We start from the raw sequence: 2,846 nt of genomic DNA, 5'->3' as shown, positions 1-2,846 counted from the left end.
CCGGGCGCTTTCATTTTCCTCGGCAATGGAGCAACGGATGGCCTCCACCACCCGGCGTATGACTTCAATGACGATGCCCTCCCATATGGCATCGGCTATCGGGTGAACCTGGTCGAGACGGTGCTGGCGCCCGAGCTGTAGGCAGGTAATGTGCTAAGGGGATACACTCGGTCGTCTAGCGTCTTGGCAGCCGAAAATGACGCGGCGAACGCCGATCGCAAGCTTGAGGGAGCTTTATGGGCGCCGATCATATTGGCGCCTCGACAAGGGCGAACGTCACTCGTGGCCCAGGCTCTCAGGCGCGGCTGGACTGACATTCCAGTTCAATCTATTTCAACGGTATGCCGAGACCTGACCGACAGCCGAGGCGGCGGCCGAAAAATACAATCACAATCGGTCTGGGATCGATGTGGTGAGTTTTTGCATATTGGGCGGGCGGCGGTGCCACTCTAGAAGGATGAAGCATTTCACATGATCACCTCCTATTTCTGCAGCATTTATGCCGGGGACAGGCAATCTTTGGTGTAAATCCTCCAATCATTATGCAATCTTTCGGATTGCTGTCGAGTTTTTCTTGGTCGTCAAGCTTCTAGCATCGTCGACTGACGCTTTCGGAGCCTTGAATGTCATCGCTGCCCCCTCGTTGCCTCGGAATTCTTAACCTTGAACGAGGAGTTCCGCCTGGCGGCTCGCCGCCGAAATCACCGTTCGGCGGACTCCTCAATCCAGAGACATTTGACTTCCCAGTTATTTCGGAAACAGTCGAGGGGGCTTGGGCGGAGGTCGTTGTTCGTGGCGAGCCGGCCCTCGAACCGGCGTATATCGCCGCGGCGAAGAAACTGGTTCAGCGTGGCGCTGTTGCAGTCAGCGCGAACTGCGGCTTTTCAATCCGGCATCAGGCAGCTGTTGCCGCAGCCGTCAACGTGCCGGTGGTATTGTCGAGCCTGCTGCTGCTGCCTAACTTGCTGCGTCAATTTCCCGTGTCCGCCAAGATAGCTGTCTTTACCTACGACTCGCAGCACTGCGGCAGGGATCTTTTCCCCGTCGATGAGTTGGATCAGGCAAGAATCGTCATCGGCGGTCTCGAGGGAACCAAGTTTTGGCATGATGAGCACAAGCGGCCGGCGCCACCGGTCGATTATGCAGCGATCGAAACTGATCTCTCCGCTTGCATCGCACGGCTCCGCTCGGAGCATCCGGAAATCGCGGCGATCTTGTTTGAGTGTACCGCATTTCCGGTTGTTGCGCCGGCGATGCGCCGCGGCACTAAACTCCCCATTTACGACATCACCAACCTCTGTAGGCTGACAATGGCTTCGGTCCGCTGACAGGAGAGAAAGGCATCGCAACAATTGAAGACCTCGCGATCAAAACCGTTTCGTGCAAGCCTTTCCCGCGGGTCGAATTGGAGAACCGTGTCGAACGAGCGCGGCGTTTGATGAAGCAGCACTCAGCCGACGCACTTCTTCTCACATCCGAGTACAACTTACGGTATTTTGTTGGCGAAGTTAGCTCGACGCCGATTCAAACCACTCGACCGCGCTTTCTCCTAGGCTAATTCCCATGATCGGTGATGTTATCGGCGTCGTTCCGAGAGGCGTCGACGATTTCTGGCAAGATACAACCTGGGTAAAAACATGTCACAGTTGGCCCAGTCCAAACCCTAAAGATGAAGGTGTTTCCACACTCGTCAAAACGTTCGAAGAACTGCTGCCGAAAACTGCAAAAATCGGCATTGAACTCGGCGCAGAGAGCAGAATCGGATTCCCGCAGGAGACTTCTTGCGTGTCAATGGATGCGATGAAGCCTCGAACCTTTGCCGATGCGTCGGATCCGATCTTTACGCCCTTGCGGAACTAAAATCTCCGTTCGAGGTCGATCGAATTCGAGCCGTATGTGACATTACTTCAGACATTTGAGAATCTAACGGCAAAACTACGTGCCGGCATGAAAGAACGAGAAGCGCGCCGTATCTTTGAGTTCGAAGCATTCGCTCGCGGTATCGAAAAAGCAGCCAAAGTGCAGGGCGTTTCGGGGCGTGGCGGCTATCCTCGCTATTACGGTGTTCCGTCTGGGATTCTCTCAGATGGCGACATCCTGTTTGTCGATGGCCGCTTTTTGTTCGACTACTATTCACTATTATTGCGATTTCGATCGGCACTTTGCGTTCGGCCGAGCGCCCTTGACAGGGCCGATAAGGCCGAACGACCGCTAGTCTCGACTTGGCCTCGGATCAGCTCACGGCCGCCGCTTCCGCATTCTGAGCGTGGTCGATGATTGCTCCGCGAGTGCCTGGCGCTTGTGCCCGGCACCTCTCGAGGAGCCGGGTCGCCGGGAATTGGACCGACTGCTGATGGAGCGGAGCAAAACCCAAAATGCCGATTAGCGATGCCATCCTCACTTGAGCCGACCAGTGCCGCGCCGCATGGCAGTACATCGCGCCGGGCAAGCCATGCAGCACGCCTTCATCGAGAGCTTCACGGCCGGCTGTGGATGAATTGTTGAGCGAGACGCTGTTCACGTCGCTGGCCCAGGCCCGCATCACGCTTGGATGCTGGCGAGCCGACTGCAACAACGCACGACCACACTCGCAGTTCGGATGGAAAATTCCGTCGGAGTTCGCCTTCACCTGTCATCCGCGCCGTAATCTGGCACTGCGCTATGCCAAAGGCTCCGCGCCAGCTCCCGTCACTTCCAGCGCCCAACCAGGCAAATCCAACGACCGGGGCGAACTCAGAACAGGATAAAACTTGATGTGGTGGAACGGCCCGCTCCAACAGCATCAAAGTGCTAGAACGTGGTCGTTGTTCGAACGCCACAAAGGAGGGACCGTTCCATGAAACAGG

Annotated in this window: 2 protein-coding genes and 2 pseudogenes; all 4 read left to right on the top strand. The window is 56.4% G+C overall.

From position 1 onward, the window contains the following. A pseudogene (locus IVB12_RS03290) lies at window positions 1-141 on the top strand (amidohydrolase); the annotation flags it as partial. 482 nt (window positions 142-623) lie between these two features. After that, the gene (locus IVB12_RS03285) at window positions 624-1,328 is read left to right on the top strand and encodes a hypothetical protein (protein WP_247295622.1); all 705 of its coding nucleotides are present in this window, start codon (window positions 624-626) and stop codon (window positions 1,326-1,328) included. Between the two features lie 235 nt (window positions 1,329-1,563). Then, window positions 1,564-1,860, top strand: a complete 297-nt coding sequence (locus tag IVB12_RS03280; RefSeq protein ID WP_247295620.1) for a hypothetical protein — start codon at window positions 1,564-1,566, stop codon at window positions 1,858-1,860. A 304-nt stretch (window positions 1,861-2,164) separates the two neighbouring features. Then, window positions 2,165-2,747 (top strand): annotated as a pseudogene (locus IVB12_RS03275) (integrase core domain-containing protein); the annotation flags it as partial. Between the last annotated feature and the right edge of the window lie 99 nt (window positions 2,748-2,846).

It is taken from the genome of Bradyrhizobium sp. 179 (assembly GCF_023073535.1).
In the GTDB taxonomy this organism is placed as follows: Bacteria; Pseudomonadota; Alphaproteobacteria; order Rhizobiales; family Xanthobacteraceae; genus Bradyrhizobium.
The sequence above is the reverse complement of the archived record's forward strand: the minus strand, read 5'-3'. Positions and strand labels throughout refer to the sequence as shown.

Coding starts and splice junctions, on each gene's coding strand:
- IVB12_RS03285 (WP_247295622.1), top strand. CDS start 624: ATGTCATCGCTGCCCCCTCGTTGCCTCGGAATTCTTAACCTTGAACGA.
- IVB12_RS03280 (WP_247295620.1), top strand. CDS start 1,564: ATGATCGGTGATGTTATCGGCGTCGTTCCGAGAGGCGTCGACGATTTC.